Source organism: Hymenobacter rubripertinctus, from assembly GCF_003583925.1.
Classification (GTDB): domain Bacteria; phylum Bacteroidota; class Bacteroidia; order Cytophagales; family Hymenobacteraceae; genus Hymenobacter; species Hymenobacter rubripertinctus.
In genome coordinates this window covers 79045-93434 of record NZ_QYCN01000015.1, presented here as the reverse complement: position 1 = coordinate 93434, position 14390 = coordinate 79045, and the positions used below count along the sequence as shown (strand labels likewise).

The 14390-nt window shown below is 58.6% G+C and carries 15 protein-coding genes; 8 read left to right on the top strand and 7 right to left on the bottom strand.

What is annotated here, in order from left to right; translation table 11 throughout:
* Positions 1–44 precede the first annotated feature (44 nt).
* Complete coding sequence (locus D0T11_RS11485) at positions 45–722, top strand: haloacid dehalogenase type II (RefSeq protein WP_119655931.1); 678 nt, start codon at positions 45–47, stop codon at positions 720–722.
* 224 nt (positions 723–946) lie between these two features.
* On the opposite strand, the gene D0T11_RS11480 is transcribed toward D0T11_RS11485, so the two are convergent.
* The gene (locus D0T11_RS11480; RefSeq protein ID WP_119655930.1) at positions 947–2389 is read right to left on the bottom strand and encodes a dihydrolipoyl dehydrogenase family protein; all 1443 of its coding nucleotides are present in this window, start codon (positions 2387–2389) and stop codon (positions 947–949) included.
* 210 nt (positions 2390–2599) lie between these two features.
* Positions 2600–3661, bottom strand: a complete 1062-nt coding sequence (locus D0T11_RS11475) for an acetamidase/formamidase family protein (protein WP_119655929.1) — start codon at positions 3659–3661, stop codon at positions 2600–2602.
* A gap of 365 nt (positions 3662–4026) precedes the next feature.
* Here D0T11_RS11475 and D0T11_RS11470 point away from each other — a divergent pair, with 365 nt between their 5' ends.
* From D0T11_RS11470 to D0T11_RS11450, 5 genes are all read left to right on the top strand, one after another.
* Positions 4027–4599 (top strand): hypothetical protein, encoded by a 573-nt coding sequence (locus D0T11_RS11470; protein WP_147374625.1) that lies wholly within the window; start codon positions 4027–4029, stop codon positions 4597–4599.
* 198 nt (positions 4600–4797) lie between these two features.
* On the top strand, positions 4798–5997 hold the full coding sequence (locus D0T11_RS11465) for an MFS transporter (protein ID WP_119655927.1): 1200 nt from the start codon (positions 4798–4800) through the stop codon (positions 5995–5997).
* A 111-nt stretch (positions 5998–6108) separates the two neighbouring features.
* Positions 6109–7260, top strand: coding sequence for a hypothetical protein (locus D0T11_RS11460; protein WP_119655926.1), 1152 nt, complete (start codon positions 6109–6111; stop codon positions 7258–7260).
* Between the two features lie 61 nt (positions 7261–7321).
* Positions 7322–7561: a DUF433 domain-containing protein gene (locus D0T11_RS11455; RefSeq protein WP_119655925.1), complete on the top strand. Its 240-nt coding sequence runs from the start codon at positions 7322–7324 to the stop codon at positions 7559–7561.
* On the top strand, positions 7545–7874 hold the full coding sequence (locus D0T11_RS11450) for a DUF5615 family PIN-like protein (RefSeq protein WP_119655924.1): 330 nt from the start codon (positions 7545–7547) through the stop codon (positions 7872–7874). The genes D0T11_RS11455 and D0T11_RS11450 overlap by 17 nt, the downstream gene beginning before the upstream one ends.
* A 230-nt stretch (positions 7875–8104) precedes the next feature.
* Here the strand turns inward: D0T11_RS11450 and D0T11_RS11445 are convergent, their stop codons facing one another.
* Positions 8105–8446: a hypothetical protein gene (locus D0T11_RS11445; protein WP_147374624.1), complete on the bottom strand. Its 342-nt coding sequence runs from the start codon at positions 8444–8446 to the stop codon at positions 8105–8107.
* Between the two features lie 336 nt (positions 8447–8782).
* On the opposite strand from D0T11_RS11445, the gene D0T11_RS11440 reads away from it, so the two are divergent.
* Together D0T11_RS11440 and D0T11_RS23560 are read left to right on the top strand one after the other, a co-directional pair.
* A complete protein-coding gene (locus tag D0T11_RS11440; protein WP_119655922.1) occupies positions 8783–8896 on the top strand; it encodes a DUF433 domain-containing protein in 114 nt (37 codons plus the stop codon).
* Positions 8897–8908: 12 nt separating this feature from the next.
* Positions 8909–9367 (top strand): MBOAT family O-acyltransferase, encoded by a 459-nt coding sequence (locus D0T11_RS23560; RefSeq protein ID WP_119655921.1) that lies wholly within the window; start codon positions 8909–8911, stop codon positions 9365–9367.
* A 131-nt stretch (positions 9368–9498) separates the two neighbouring features.
* Here D0T11_RS23560 and D0T11_RS11430 read toward each other — a convergent pair whose 3' ends face one another.
* The 4 genes from D0T11_RS11430 to D0T11_RS11415 all read right to left on the bottom strand — a co-directional run bounded on the left by D0T11_RS11430 (position 9499) and on the right by D0T11_RS11415 (position 14242).
* The gene (locus D0T11_RS11430; protein ID WP_119655920.1) at positions 9499–11730 is read right to left on the bottom strand and encodes a xanthine dehydrogenase family protein molybdopterin-binding subunit; all 2232 of its coding nucleotides are present in this window, start codon (positions 11728–11730) and stop codon (positions 9499–9501) included.
* A 285-nt stretch (positions 11731–12015) separates the two neighbouring features.
* The gene (locus D0T11_RS11425) at positions 12016–13035 is read right to left on the bottom strand and encodes an FAD binding domain-containing protein (protein ID WP_119655919.1); all 1020 of its coding nucleotides are present in this window, start codon (positions 13033–13035) and stop codon (positions 12016–12018) included.
* A 114-nt stretch (positions 13036–13149) separates the two neighbouring features.
* Positions 13150–13683 (bottom strand): (2Fe-2S)-binding protein, encoded by a 534-nt coding sequence (locus tag D0T11_RS11420; RefSeq protein WP_182888362.1) that lies wholly within the window; start codon positions 13681–13683, stop codon positions 13150–13152.
* Between the two features lie 259 nt (positions 13684–13942).
* A complete protein-coding gene (locus D0T11_RS11415; protein ID WP_119655918.1) occupies positions 13943–14242 on the bottom strand; it encodes a putative quinol monooxygenase in 300 nt (99 codons plus the stop codon).
* Positions 14243–14390 lie beyond the last annotated feature (148 nt).

The window sequence follows — 14390 nt, the reverse complement described above, 5'->3', positions numbered from 1 at the left end:
GATTGTCGTATGAAGGGCTGTTCTTTTCCAACCCAGCCACACCCATGCCCGCCTCTCCCCGCCCCCAGCTGCTGCTCTTCGACGTCAACGAAACCCTGCTCGACCTGAGCAAGCTGCACCAGGCCGTCAATCAGGAATTCGACTCCAAATTCGCCTTTAAGCAGTGGTTTGCGCTGCTGCTCCAGTACTCGCTGGTAGACACCACCACGGCCAACTACCACGATTTCGGCCAGCTAGGCGATGCGGCCCTCGATATGCTGGCCCAGGCCCTGGGCCAGGAGGCGCGGCCCGCCGCCCGCAAAAAGGAGCTACTCCGGCTCATTACTGAGTTGCCCCCGCACCCCGACGTGGTGCCCGGCCTCACGGCCCTGCGGGAAGCCGGCTTCCGGCTGGTCACGCTCACCAACTCGCCGCCCGCTACCCTGCAGAAACAGATGCAGTACGCCGGCCTCACCAACTACTTCGAGCAGCTGCGCACCATCGACTCGCTTAAGCGCTACAAGCCCCACCCCGACACCTACCTGACCACCTGCCGGGCGCTGGGCGTGGCCCCCGCTGATACCATGCTGGTGGCCGCCCACGGCTGGGATACCGCCGGGGCCCAATTGGCCGGCCTGCAGGCCGCTTTCGTCGCCCGCCCCGGCCAGCAGACGTATCCGTTGGCCCCCACTCCCACCCTCACCGGCCCCACCCTGGAAGACATTGCCCGGCAGCTGGGGTAGCTATCGGTTGTCAGTTGTGAGTTGTCGGTCCGGAAATGACGGGTCATGCTGAGCGCAGCGCAGCGGAGTCGAAGCATCTCTACCGCAGTGGTAAACCTATTGCTTGGTTGGCACGACAACGAAGCGGTAGAGATGCTTCGACTCCGCTCCGCTGCGCTCAGCATGACCCGTTCGTTTCCGGACAACCGATAGCCGATAACTCACAACTGACAATCAACTGCTCCCTATAGCTTGAACGCCACATCCAGCCCCAGCTGCATGAGCGGGGTGATTTGCTGGTGATCCACGATGAGCTTCTGGTTGATGCGGGCCGCCACCGGGTAGGGATACACTTTGTCGAAGATGGCGCTGATGCCCAGGCCGCTGGTATTGGCCAGAATCAGCTCCTGAATCAGCTCTCCCGCTCCCGGGGCCACCATGGCGCCACCCAGAATCCGGCGTTTCTGGCCCGGAATCGGAAGCAGGTTTTTCTCAATAAACAGCAGCAGGCGGCCGTAGCGGTGCTCGTCTACCACGGCGCGGTCGTCGTCGGCGAAGTTGGTTTCCCACCGCTCGTAGCTGGTGCCGCGCTTTTTGAGTTCGGGTTCGTCGAGGCCGAAGTGGGCCACTTCGGGGTCGGTGAACGTGACCCAGGAAAAGTGGTCGTAGTCGAGCTTCTTTTTGATAGGCGAGAAGAAGTTGAACACCAGCAGGCGCATGTGCAGCTCGGCCCCGTGGCTGAATTTGAGCGAATTGGCCGCGTCGCCGGCCACCACGATATCGGGGTTGGTGGTGGTCAGGTGCTCATCGAGCTGGATGTGGCCATCCTCATCGACCTCTATCCCGGCCTTTTCCAGCTGCAAACCCTCGAAGCTCACCTGCCGGCCGATAGCCACGTAGCCAATATCGAAATCGAGCCCAAACTCCGTCCCTTCCTTGGGCTGCACGCGGGCGTGGGTGGCGCTGCTGAAGCTGGTTACCTCGGCGTTAAAATGGATAGTAAGGCCCTCGGCCCGCAACCGCTCCTCCAGCACCTGGCTGATGGTGGCGTCTTCGTGCTCCAGCAACCGCGGGCCGTGGTGCACGATGGTCACCTGGGAGCCCAGGCGCTGCATGGCCTGGCCCAGCTCCACGCCGTTGGGGCCACCGCCCACTACCAGCAGGCGGGCGGGCAGCTGGCGCAAATCCCAGACGCGCTGGTTGTCATAAAGCGGCACCAGCTCCGCGCCGGGAACATCCAGCTGCCTCGGCCGCGAGCCGGTAGCCACGGCCAGCTTGCGCCCCCGGTAGGTATGCCCGTTGATTTCGACCTCGTGCTCGCCCACGAATTTCGGGCTTCCGATTTCCACCGTCACGCCCTGCTCGCGCAGGTATTCGGGATTTTCGTGGTGGCGGATGATGTCCTGGCGGCTGGCTACGTAGTCCATTACCTGGGCCATATCGGCTGCGCCGCTTACCTGGAGGCCGAACTGGGTGGCCTGCCGGGCCTGGTGCACCTGGCGGGAAGCGTGAATGAGGGCCTTGCTGGGCACGCAGCCGTGGTTGAGGCAGTCGCCGCCCACGTCTTCGGCCGTTTTGTCAATCAGCAGCACCCGCATATCGGCCTTGGCCATGAACAACGCCAGCCCCAACCCGGCCGAACCGGCCCCAAGTACAATCAAGTCGAAATCGTTTTCTTTTTCCGTCATAGGTTTCGTGTACGGGCAAGTGTTGTTGGGGGGTGAGGCGCAGGCGTTCAACGGTGCGCCTCACCCCCTGGCCCCCTCTCCGAAAAGGAGAGGGGGAATTAGGCTTAATTTATAGCGCCAAAATCCTAATTGCCTAAGCGCTTAAAACTAGAAACTAGTCCCCCTCTCCTTTTCGGAGAGGGGGCCAGGGGGTGAGGCGACTACCAGAACTTACTTCCGCTTGCGTTTCGCCCCGGCTTCCCCCGTAAAAATGTTCTTCGGAATCATGGCATGTACGCCTTTGGTGCCGTCCACGAGCTGGGTGATTTCCATGTCGGCGGCGGCGCTGGCCAGCATGTAGGCGTCATCGTGGCTGAGGTGCTTGGTGGTCTTCAGGAAGTCGAGCATCTCGCGCAGGGCGATTTTGGTGGCCTTGGTCAGGTCTTCGTCGGTGCCCATCGTGATGTAGTGGGTGGGCGTTTCGGCCCGGGGCCAGGTCAGGTGCAGGTCTTTGCGCACAATGAACTCCAGCTCCCCGGTCAGCGACGTTTCCAGGGCCGTGATATCGACCTCGCCGTTGCCCTGGGCAGCGTGCCCGTCGCCCACCTCAAACAGCGCGCCCGCTACGTGTACCGGAATGAAGAGCGTGGTGCCGGCTACCAGTTCCTTGTTGTCGAGGTTGCCGGCGTGGATGCCGGGCGGGGCGCTGTTGATGCGGCCGGCCGCGGGCGGCGGGGCCACGCCCATGCTCCCAAAGAAGGGCCGCAGCGGAATGTCGATGCCCGGCGCGAAGTGGGCCAGCATTTTCTGCTTATCAAGCGGGATGATACGCATGCGGGCGTAGCCGAAATCCTCGGGCAGAAAGCCGCTGGTGGGCCCGAAGGCGTTGTAGGCGTAGGGTATGGCCAGCTCTACCTTGTGAATGCGCACTTCGAGCACGTCGCCGGCTTCGGCCCCGGCCACGTAAATCGGGCCCGTTAGGATGTGGCCGCCGGGGCCCTTGTTGCTGACGGCCTGATAAATCGCGCGCAGGGCCGGCTCCACCTGGTCGGGGGCCACGCCGGCACCTTCGAGCTTGGTGGGACTGGAGGTAATGAGTGTGCTGACCCGCACCCGGTCGCCGGAGTTGATGCGCAGCACGGGCGCGGCGGCGGCATCATAAAAGCCCCAGGCCACGGTGGTGGGCGAGGCATCGAGCTGGTGGGTAACAGGGCGGGCGGTTTGGGCCCGGACCCCGGTAGTAAGGGTTGCGGTGAGCGCCACTGCGGGCAGCAGGAAGTACGGTAGTTTCATGGGCAGCAGAAGGTTTAACCAAGGGCGCACGAGTGGGCCCGGAGGTTGCGTGAGCGGGAGAACTGCACCCGGCACGGCATGGGAGAGTTAGCGCCAGAACCAGTTCCCCTCTTTTCCGAGGAAGGGCTGGGGGTGGTTGATTTCGTTGAATGTCAATCCGAAACTCATTCCAACCAGCACATCCGCAACGTGCTGTCTGAGCACTGCGCACCGTTGAGGGAACACAACGTCAGCGGTTGTTAGGGGTGGTTTGGTAAGTCCTGCCCTAGTGACTGGTAGGCGCTAAGCAGCCGCCCCGATGCGGCCAGCCCTTGGCGGACGGACTCCCGATGCTTACTTCGTGGTTTCAACCAACGCTTATGCTCATGCCCCTGTCTTATACCAACCGCCGCCAGGAAACCTATTACATCCGGGCGGCCCGCACCGCCAAGGGCGGCACCCGCTACTACGTCATAAAGGATTTCACCCGCTATCCGGCCACCGAAATCCTGGATGCCTTGCCCCCAGGTTTCGAGTGGTACGAGTACCCATACGATGGCAAAACGACGCTCCGCAAAATTGTTCCGACCCGCGTACCACCAGCCATGCTCGAAACCGTCCGTGAGCTGACCACCCGCTACTCACCCCGCGAGGTGCTGGGCTTCGACGTGGAGCCCGACGCCGTGACGGTGTACGAGTACCCCTACGGTCCCGCCGAAATGGAGATGCTGCTCCCGGAAATCCTGAAGTTCGCCTACCTGATGCCGGTACTGCGGTTCGTGCTGCTGCCCGGGGGCGGCGGCTATCAGGTCCAGCGCATCTGCCAGTACCCCGGTCTCGAAGGCTGGATTACCCTGGAAACTAGTCCCGACCTAGAGGCCCTGGTCACTAAATTTGCCCCCCACATCGGCCAGGACAGCCTGGTTGATTTCTGGATGGAGGGCAAGCAGGATTTTTAGGGAGAGCAAACGGCCGGCGTGAACGGTGTAGCGGCGCATCTTTGCGTCTCGTCGTTGAACGGCGGTGCGAAACGGTCGACATCAGCAACGATGAGACGCAGAGATGCGCCGCTACACCGTTCATAGCAATCCAGACACAACGCCTTACAACCCGCCCAAAACGGTTACTTTGTGGGCTCCTCCCCTGCTCCCGTTCTCATGTCCCGCATTCTTCCCACCATTGTGCTGGCGCAGTTCTGCTGCACCTCGCTGTGGTTTGCCGGCAACGCCGTGGCCCCCGAGCTGGCGGCCCGCGTGGGCCAGCCGGCCGGTTTCGTGGCCGCCCTCACCAGCGCCGTGCAGCTAGGCTTTATTGGCGGCACGCTGGTATTTGCGCTGCTGGCGCTGGCCGACCGGTTTTCGCCCTCACGGGTATTTTTTGCGAGTGCGCTGCTGGCGGCGGGCTGCAACCTGGCCCTCAATCTGCCGGGCCTGGGGGCCGAAGGGCTGCTGACGGCCCGGGTGCTCACCGGGTTTTTCCTGGCCGGCATCTACCCGGTGGGCATGAAACTGGCGGCCGACTACTACGAGGCCGGGCTGGGCCGCTCGCTGGGGTTTCTGGTGGGCGCGCTGGTGCTGGGCACGGCCTTCCCACACCTGCTGCGTGGGCTGCTGGCCGCACCCGGCGGCGCGGGCGGCGCGCTGCCCTGGCAAACCGTAACTACCGCCACCTCGGCGCTGGCGGCCCTGGGCGGCACGGCCCTGCTGTTACTGGTGCCCGATGGCCCTTTCCGCCGCGCCGGCCAGCGCCTGCGCCCCGCCGCGCTGCTCGACGGCTTCCGCGAGCCCGGGTTTCGGGCGGCGGCGCTGGGCTACTTCGGGCACATGTGGGAGCTGTACACCTTCTGGGCCTTCGTGCCAATGATCCTGGCGGTGTGGCGGGCGGCGCACCCGGCGGCGGCCGGCGCCAACGGGCCGCTGCTGGCCTTCGGTATTATTGCGGTGGGGGCCCTGGGGTGCGTGGGCGCGGGGCTGCTGGCCCAGCGGCGCGGGGCCCGGCCGGTGGCGGCCGGGGCGCTGCTGCTCTCGGGAACCTGCTGCCTGCTCTCGCCGCTGGTGCTGGGCGGCGGCGGGCCGTGGTGGCTCGGACCGGCATTTCTGGGCTTCTGGGGCCTGGTGGTGGTGGCCGACTCGCCGCTGCTCTCGACGCTGGTGGCCCAGCACGCCCCGCCCGCAAGCCGGGGCACGGCCCTCACGCTGGTTACCTGCCTGGGGTTCGCCCTCACCATCGTAAGCCTGCAATTCACCAGCTGGCTGGCCGCGCACCTGCCCGCGCCCTACGTGTATCTGCCGCTGGCGCTGGGGCCGCTGCTGGGGCTGTGGGGGTTGTTTGGGCGGGGGCGAATAGTGGAGTCATAATAGCTATATTTCCACTATTTTGCGGCTTACTATGACGGATTAAGTTGTTGACTATCTTGCAAGTATAGTAGTGGCACAAATCTTATCTGTAAACAATCAGAATCAGCAACAATGAAAAGCATGTTAGATAAAAAACTTGACAAAATATCAGATATTTGGAATCACTACATCTGGGAGTACAAATTCTGTAACTCAAAAATAAAATTTACTCCTGATGTAAAGTCCAATTATTTCGGAGATATCTTAAATTATTTTTCTGACACATCAAATCTTATATATGGTACGAAAGAGACTAAAAACTTTACTAGTAACATTGAAATTTCAATAAGTTTTCTTCAAGCAATATATATACAACAAGATTTTATCGAAGAACTGCTATATATATTCAAGTGTAATATCAATAAAGGTGATTTAAAAAAGGATAAAAATTATTCTATCAATAGAGAAATAAGAAATGAACTTATTGGACATCCTATCAGAAAAATAGACATAAACGGTACAAGGCAGTTATTGTCTTCTACAATATTTAGCAATTCAACAAATGCACATCAGATTTCATACATAAAATATCAATTGGCAAATAATTACAAATTTGAAGAAATAAATCATAGAAGAGAAGATATTTTAAACAGACATCTAGTTTTCACTGAAAAATACTTTGACATAATTATTAGTAGACTGAAAAATATACTTTTTTTATTTAAAAAACAATTGCAAAATATTGAGTTAACACTTTCCACAGCACCGTTTGAAAATATTCTAAAAACCGTGTCTAACAGTTTTGAATATTTTTATAGAACCGATTATTTATATAAACCTGAAACGCTATTAAGAATTCACACCCTGAAAGACTCGAATGAGCGGTATAACAGCGCAATTAAAAAATTTTACATAGAATTAAGAAAATCTTTAGCCGATACAAAAGATAGTATTGATGATTTAATAAATGACACTGATAGACACAGTATAGAAGCAGAAAAAAGCAAGGTAGTTATTCCTAAGATAATAATCATAGAAGGCGACGGTAAGTATAAAGATAACAACTTGCCAATTTCATATGATTATGAAATTGGCAAGTTGTCTGAAAAGGATAGTATAGGTAAGTTCAGAATCTTTAGTTCGTTTTTAAAAACAAAATGCAAAGAAAACAAACTTGTTATATCTGAAATTGAAAACATGGAAAAAAACTTTGATGATGATTTAGAGTATTATTGTTCATTGCATCTGATAGAGGAAGAATTAAGTAAAAGAGTAAAGCAATGATGGTTAACTTTGAACTCTTGAGTCGCGGACGCATTGAAGCCACAATCTGTACCTTCCCTTCATGGATATCAAAGCCCTCATCACCATCGACCCCGACATCCTGGGCGGGCAGCCGGTATTTGCCGGAACACGGGTGCCAGTGGAGTCGCTGTTCGACCATCTGGAGGCCGGCGTACCGTTGGCTGAGTTTCTGGACGACTTCCCGACGGTGAGCCGGGAGCAGGCGGTGGCGCTGCTGGAAGTGGCGAACCGGCTGCTGACTTCCCGCAACATAGCGCAACTCTATGAAGCTGCTGCTTGACGAGAATCTGCCGAAGCGGCTCCGGCAGGATTTTCCCGAGCACGAGGTTTTCACCGTGCGCGACAAGGGCTGGAACGGCATCAAGAACGGGGAGCTGCTGAAACTGATGGTGGCCGATGGCTTCGATGCGCTGCTCACGTTCGACAAGAATTTGCAGTACCAACAGAACTTTGCTAAGTACACGCTAACCGTATTCGTGCTGACGGCTGCTATCAATCAGTACCGGGTTCTGACGCTGCTTTCTCCTCAAGTAAATGAGCTGTTGGCTGGCGTTGACTTGCCAATTGGGCCAATAGTGATTCGGAATAGCTGACAAGTAGCTTGACAACGAAGCGGTAGAGATGCTTCCTTCGTCAGCATGACGTTTTTCTATATCGTTCATCCCCACACAAAACCGCCCCGCGACCTTACGGCCACGGGGCGGTTTTGCGTTGCTTGAAGCGGCAGCCGTTACAGCAGCTTGTCGAGCATAATGGGCAGGTCGCGGACGCGCTTGCCGGTGGCGTGGAAGACGGCGTTGGCAATGACGGGCGTCATGCCGGGTTACTTGGGCAGTGAGGTGCTGGCTTTGGTGAGGGCCTCGCCCAGGCGGCGCAGCTTGCCGCTGACTTCTTCGTCCACATCCTCGTCGGCGGCTTTGGTGGTAAGCTGCCCCAGGGCGTCGAGGGTGTGGGCAATGTTGGCGCTGTCGTTGGTGCTGATGTAGTCTTTCAGGTTCTTCAGCTCCAGGGAGATTTCGCCCTGACTACCGGGGCCGGTTATGTCGAGCATTCCAATCCAGGTATCAATCTGGTGGGTAGCCGGCGCGGCGGTCAGGTCCCCGCTAACGGCCTTAATAGCATCATCGAGCGACTGGTTTGCGGAGGAGGAAGTCGGATTTGACATAGTAGATTGATTTAGTGAAACAACCCTTGAGTTTACTGTTGCCGGCCCGGAAAGGTTAGGCTAAATCAGCCCTTCACCGCCCTTGAGGGCAAAACACAGAGGGTTTACGCATTGGAGTTGTAGCGTATCGTGGTTGACCGCCGTACCATTCGTACAACCGTTCAACGATACGCGAAGCTGGAGCTTCGCGCTACACCCGTCCCACACCAAACCGCCCCGCGACCTTACGGCCACGGGGCGGTTTTGCGTTACGTCAGCGGTATCAGTTACAGCAGCTTGTCGAGCATAATGGGCAGGTCGCGGACGCATTGAAGCAACAATCTGTATCTTCCCCTCATGGATATCAAAGCCATCATTACCATTGACCCCGACATCCTGGGCGGGCAGCCGGTATTTGCCGGAACGCGGGTGCCGGTAGATTCGCTGTTCGACCAATTGTATAACCATTAAGAAACATCATGAATGAAAATATCCTTGAAAGAATACATAAAGAAAAGGAATGGAGTATCGATTGGCAGTCCAAAATCACTTAGAAATAACTTATATCGCTCATTAGGCGCAAGAAACTTCTCTGTGTTTTGGAGATATTGGAATCCAATTTTTGGATATTATTTAGGTAAATATATTTTCAAACCACTCAAGAACACTTTTCCAGCTGCCTTTGCACTAATGTTCACGTTTATTTTTTGCGGACTATTACACGATACTGTTACTATGATGCTTAGGGGAAGCATATCGCTATTCTTCACAATTTGGTTCTCATTAATGGGAACGGCTGTTTTGGTAACTAAATTTTTGAACAATGACTACTCTAAAAAATCATGGATTATTCGTGCCTTGGCTAATTCAACTATAATAACTGCTTGTTTTTTATCAACTATTTATATCAATAAATTATTAATACGCAATTTTTTAGATTAATTTAATCAGGAAAATTGCACCTGTAATCACTGATTTTTCACATTGCAACATTGCTAACCTTCAAGTAACACAAAACCGCCCCGCGACCTCTCGGCTGCGGGGCGGTTTTGCGTTGCTTGAAGCGGGAGCCGTTACAGCAGTTTGTCGAGCATGATGGGCAGGTCGCGGACGCGCTTGCCGGTGGCGTGGAAGACGGCGTTGGCAATGGCGGCCGTGACGCCGAGCATGCCCACTTCGCCGATGCCCTTCACGCCCAGCGGGTTCACGATGTCGTCGTCTTCGTGCACGAAAATGACGTCGATGTGCGGAATGTCGGCGTTGACGGGGATGTGGTACTCGGCGAAGTTGTGGTTCACGTAGCGGCCGAACTTATGGTCCATTACCGTTTCCTCCATCAGGGCCATGCCCAGGCCCCACACCACCGAGCCCAGCACCTGCGAGCGGGCCGTTTTCTGGTTGAGAATGCGGCCGGCGGCCACGGCACTCACCACCCGCGTCACCTTAATGGTGCCCAGGTCCTCGTCTACCTCCACCTCGGCGAAGGCCACGTTGTGCGAGTGCATGGAATACCCCTGCTGCTTGAGCATATTGGGCAGCGCCGAGCTGTCGGCTTCTAGCTGGGTTTCGCCGCTGGCTTGCAGCACGTCGCGCAGCACCACGGCCTGGTCGTGGTCGAGGCGCAGGCGCAGCTGGCCGTTCACGAACTCCACTTCGTCGTACTTCGCGTCCTTCAAGGGCGAGTCGGCGGGCTTTTGGGCCAGCTTGAGGATTTTCTCGCCCAGCGCGTCGCAGGCGTTTTTCACGGCCGTGCCCACCGAGGCGGCGGTCCAGGAGCCGCCCTGGATGGGGGCTTCGGGCTGGTCGGTGTCGCCCAGCTCAAACGTAACGGCCTCCAGGGGCAGGCCCAGGGTTTCGGCCGCAATCTGGGTCATGATGGTGTAGGTGCCGGTGCCGTTTTCGCCGGTGGCACTGCGCACCGTCAGCTTCCCGTCGGCCGAAATCAGGGCTTTGGCCGCCGATTTAGTTTGGGTGGCATCCCAGACGCCGCCGCCCATGCCCATGCCCCGCAGCTTGCCGTTGGCGCGCATCGAGCGGGGCTTCTGGGTGCGGGTTTCCCAGCCGAACTTGGCGGCGGCCTGCTTATAGCACTCGCGCAGCTTCTTGCTCGAAAAGGGCTTGTCCACGTTCTGGTCGCGGTCGGCGTAGTTGCGCAGCCGGAATTCGAGCGGGTCGAGGCCAGCGGCGTAGGCCATTTCGTCCATGGCCACCTCCAGGCCCACGTTGCCCGAGGCGGCACCCGGTGCCCGCATATCCTGGGGCGAGTAAATGTCGAGCTTGGCCAGCTGGTAGCCCAGCTTCACGTTCTCGCACTGATACAGCATCCCCGACCAGTTGACGATGTTCTCGGTGTAGTCCTCGAACTGCGAGGTTTCGTGCAGGGCGTGGTGCTGCAATGAGGCCAGGGTGCCGTCGGGGTTGGTACCCATCTTCAGCAGCTGCAGCGTGTTGGGCCGGTGGCCAATGCTGAACATCTGCTGGCGCGTGAGCGTGACGCGCACCGAGCGTTTCAGCTCCAGCGTGGCCAGCACAGCCATAAACACTGAGTACTGCGGCCGCAGCCCCGCGCCAAAGCCGCCGCCCATAAACTGGTTCACCACCCGCACCTCGTCCTTACCCAGCCCGAACACGCCCATCAGGTAGTTCTTGACGTTGTACACGCCCTGGGTTTTGTCGTAGGCCGTAATTTTGCCGTCGCCGCGCCACTCCACGGTGGTGGTAAACAGCTCCATGGGGTTGTGGTGCTGGGCCCCGTGGGCGTACTCGGCCTCGATGCTATGGGTGGCGTTTTTCAGGGCTTTGTCGGGGTTGCCGCGGGGCGGTGGCGGCGCCTGGAAACCGGTTTTGCCCCCGCCCGGCGCGTAGCCTTCGGTGCGCTTGGTTTCCAGGTTGGTTTCGTGGTCCTCCTGCTCGTAGTCGATGCGCAGCAGCGCGGCGGCGTAGCGGGCCAGCTCGAACGTATCGGCCACTACCAGGGCCACGGGCTGCTGGTTGAAGGTGATGTCGGGCGAATGCAGGGGCCGGAAGGGCGAGCCACCGGGCGCAATCTGGTCCTTGTAGCTCTTATCGAACCAGGCCAGATACGGCACGTTCTCGTGCGAAAACACTTCCAGAACGCCCGGCAGCGCCCGCACCTCATCGGCGTGGATGGCCACCACCTTGCCTTTGGCAATGGGGCTGCTCACCACGTAGCCGTAGGCCAGGTGGGGCACGTTGAACTCGCCCGAGTAGTGCGCCGTGCCCGCTACTTTCAGCGGCCCGTCTACGCGGTTCGGGGCTTTGCCGATATGGTTGGTCTGGGTCATGAGTTGGAGTTTTTAAGTTATCAGCTAACCCAGGTTGCAGAGGGCTAGAAATTAGTGCTAGCATTAGAACTAGCTCCCCTCCTTGGAAAGGAGGGGTTGGGGGTGGTTGACACACGTTGAACAGCCGTTAGAACTAGTGCTAGTAACCACTTTGGCGTCATCAACCACCCCCAGCCCCTCCTTTCCAAGGAGGGGAGCTAACCCTAGCTTCTAATCCGCTTAGGTTAGCTCGCTGATTGATAGTCTAATAGTACGGTTCGTTCGGCAGCGAGAGGAACTCCGCCCCTACTGACCGCCCAGGTAAACGTCGCCGGCTTCCTGCTTCCCTTCGGCGGCCTGCTTAAGGGCGCGCACGATGGCCCGGCGGGCCAGCTCAATTTTGAAATCATTGGAGCCTTGGCCCACAGCGTTGGCCACCACGTGGGCAGCCACACGGCCAAAGGTTTCGGCAGTGGCATGCTGTCCCTTCAGCAGCGCCTCGGCCGAATGGTCGCGCCAGGGTTTGTGGGCCACGCCGCCCAGGGCCAGGCGGGCATCCGTAATGGTGTCGCCATCCATTTCCAGGCCCACGGCCACGCTCACCAGGGCAAAGGCGTAGGAGTGCCGGTCCCGGAGCTTGAGGTAGGCGAAGTGCTTGGCAAAGCCTTTTTCGGGCAAATCGAGCGAGGTAATCAGCTCACCTTCGGCCAGCGTGTTGTCGAACTCGGGATGGTCGCCGGGCAGGCGGTGGAAGTCCTCGAAGGCAATGCTTCGCTCGCCTTGGGGGCCGCTCACGCGCACGGTGGGCGCGAGGGCCGCCAGGGCCACGCACATATCCGAGGGGTGGGTGGCAATGCAGGCCTCACTGGCCCCCAGAATAGCATGAATGCGGTTGAAGCCCCCGATAGCCGAGCAGCCCGAACCGGGCTCGCGCTTGTTGCAGGGCGTGGCCAAATCGTAGAAATAGTAGCAACGGGTGCGCTGCATGAGGTTGCCGCCGTTGGTGGCCGCGTTGCGCAGCTGGGGCGAGGCGCCCGCCAGAATGGCCTGGTTCAGCAACGGATACCGCGCCTTCACCTGCTCGTTCCAGGCCGTATCGGAGTTGGTGGCCGTGGCCCCGAGGCGCAGGCCGCCGTTGGGCAAATCTTCAATTTTGGCGAGTGGCAGCTTCGCCACGTTGACCAGATGCGCGGGCTGCTCCACGTTCATCTTCATCAGGTCAATCAGGTTGGTGCCGCCGCCCACGTAGGCCGAGCCGTCGTGGCCGGCCTTGTCGCGCACCGCATCGGCCACATCGGTGGCCCGGGAGTAGGTGAAAGGATACATAAGGTGAGGTGGTGAGATGGTGAAATAGTGAGTTTGATGGGCGAGCGAACCGGGAGTTGAAACGTCAGGGCAACAGCGCAAACCGCGCCGCCGAAACGTCAACTCACCATCTTACTATTTCACCATTTCACCTTGAGAGTTTGCGACCTCGCTCACCGCGTCGAGAATGCCCACGTAGGCGCCGCAGCGGCAGAGGTTGCCGCTCATCAGTTCCTTGATTTCGGCTTCGGAGTGGGCGCGGCCCTCGTTGAGCAGGCCCTGGGCCGAGCAAATCTGGCCGGGCGTGCAGTAGCCGCACTGGAAAGCGTCGTGGTCGACGAAGGCCTGCTGCAGGGGGCTGAGGTTGTCGGGGGTGCCCAGGCCCTCGATGGTCGTGATGTCGTCGTCCTCGTGCATCACGGCCAGCGTGAGGCAGCTGTTGATGCGGCGGCCATTCACGAGCACCGTGCAGGCCCCACACTGGCCATGGTCGCAGCCCTTTTTGGTACCCGTGAGATGGGCGTATTCGCGCAGCGCGTCGAGCAGGCTGGTCCAGGGCGCGAGCTGCAGGGTTTGGGTTTCGCCGTTGATGTGTAGGCGCACCGGGCCGGTGGGCACCGGCGCGGGCAGGCCGCCGCTGGCGGGGGCTCTGGTAAGTAGTTGCGACATAAAGGAAAGAATAGAAGTGGTGGTGGAGCAGGGAGGCCATTCCCGAAACGGGCAGACTCTTTTTTACTTACGCCAGCAACGGCCGCCGCGTTATGTACGCAAGTGGGTTTCCGGCTGCCGGCCGTCATCGTAGGCCAGGCTACAACTTCCAGGACCGGCGCAACGACCCGCAGAAACCAGGACTGCCCCCCGCCACCGGTCCCTCGCAGGACCCGGCAACGCGGGGCGGGTTAAAGCAGGAAGCAGGTTGGAACGGCAGTTACGCGCCCTTAGCGGCCAGAATGTCGAGCATTTCTACGGCCGGGGCCGAAGCGAATAGCTCAGGAGCCTTAGCAAACAGGGCCTCGGCTACCTTGCCGCCCAGATGGGCCTTGCGGCCGGATTCATCGGCAAACGTATCGAAGATGCCGAAGGTCGAAGGGCCCATCTGCACCCCGTACCAGGTGGCGGTATCGGGCTCCTGCTCCACCAGGGCGAGGCCGCCGCGGAGGAAATCGGCTACTTCCTGCTCTTTGCCGGGCTTGGCTTCGAGGCGCACAAACAATCCTACTTTTACCATGATGAGAAGGGGTTAAAGGGTAGACTTACAGGACCGGCTCGACAGTAGAATGTTTCGACCCGACTGTATACGCTGGCAGCACGATGTAGAGACGCATCTTTGCATCTCGTCGTTGCTGATGTTGCCCGTTCGGGGCGGCTGTTCAGTG

Excerpts from the sequence above, each read along its gene's own strand:
- D0T11_RS11485 (WP_119655931.1), top strand. The coding sequence starts at position 45 with ATGCCCGCCTCTCCCCGCCCCCAGCTGCTGCTCTTCGACGTCAACGAA.
- D0T11_RS11480 (WP_119655930.1), bottom strand. The coding sequence starts at position 2,389 with ATGACGGAAAAAGAAAACGATTTCGACTTGATTGTACTTGGGGCCGGT.
- D0T11_RS11475 (WP_119655929.1), bottom strand. The coding sequence starts at position 3,661 with ATGAAACTACCGTACTTCCTGCTGCCCGCAGTGGCGCTCACCGCAACC.
- D0T11_RS11470 (WP_147374625.1), top strand. The coding sequence starts at position 4,027 with ATGCCCCTGTCTTATACCAACCGCCGCCAGGAAACCTATTACATCCGG.
- D0T11_RS11465 (WP_119655927.1), top strand. The coding sequence starts at position 4,798 with ATGTCCCGCATTCTTCCCACCATTGTGCTGGCGCAGTTCTGCTGCACC.
- D0T11_RS11460 (WP_119655926.1), top strand. The coding sequence starts at position 6,109 with ATGAAAAGCATGTTAGATAAAAAACTTGACAAAATATCAGATATTTGG.
- D0T11_RS11455 (WP_119655925.1), top strand. The coding sequence starts at position 7,322 with ATGGATATCAAAGCCCTCATCACCATCGACCCCGACATCCTGGGCGGG.
- D0T11_RS11450 (WP_119655924.1), top strand. The coding sequence starts at position 7,545 with ATGAAGCTGCTGCTTGACGAGAATCTGCCGAAGCGGCTCCGGCAGGAT.
- D0T11_RS11445 (WP_147374624.1), bottom strand. The coding sequence starts at position 8,446 with ATGTCAAATCCGACTTCCTCCTCCGCAAACCAGTCGCTCGATGATGCT.
- D0T11_RS11440 (WP_119655922.1), top strand. The coding sequence starts at position 8,783 with ATGGATATCAAAGCCATCATTACCATTGACCCCGACATCCTGGGCGGG.
- D0T11_RS23560 (WP_119655921.1), top strand. The coding sequence starts at position 8,909 with ATGAAAATATCCTTGAAAGAATACATAAAGAAAAGGAATGGAGTATCG.
- D0T11_RS11430 (WP_119655920.1), bottom strand. The coding sequence starts at position 11,730 with ATGACCCAGACCAACCATATCGGCAAAGCCCCGAACCGCGTAGACGGG.
- D0T11_RS11425 (WP_119655919.1), bottom strand. The coding sequence starts at position 13,035 with ATGTATCCTTTCACCTACTCCCGGGCCACCGATGTGGCCGATGCGGTG.
- D0T11_RS11420 (WP_182888362.1), bottom strand. The coding sequence starts at position 13,683 with ATGTCGCAACTACTTACCAGAGCCCCCGCCAGCGGCGGCCTGCCCGCG.
- D0T11_RS11415 (WP_119655918.1), bottom strand. The coding sequence starts at position 14,242 with ATGGTAAAAGTAGGATTGTTTGTGCGCCTCGAAGCCAAGCCCGGCAAA.